The organism is Bacillus pseudomycoides DSM 12442 (assembly GCF_000161455.1).
In the GTDB taxonomy this organism is placed as follows: Bacteria; Bacillota; Bacilli; order Bacillales; family Bacillaceae_G; genus Bacillus_A; species Bacillus_A pseudomycoides.
This window is the reverse complement of the sequence record NZ_CM000745.1, coordinates 5,349,025-5,349,313: the sequence shown is the minus strand read 5'-3', so window position 1 is coordinate 5,349,313 and position 289 is coordinate 5,349,025.

The following is a 289-nucleotide window of genomic DNA, read 5'->3' as shown; positions in this document are numbered from 1 at the left end:
TAAGTGAAGAAGGTCTGTTTTGGGTACGGATTTAAAATCCTAATATCAAAGCGACCTATTCTTCACTTCTACTATAAAAAAATAGTAGTGTAAACCAATGCCTTGGTTTACACTACTAATCTTAGTATGTTTTGGGTGTTGTTTATGAGTATACCACTTCTAATCATAAAGTAGCATATTAAAAAAAATTGAAACCCGTCAGGGTTTATTTGATATGCCTACTTTTATAACTTCTATAAAAGATTATAAAAAACTAAGTGGAAAGACCGCATTTTGTACAAAAATATAC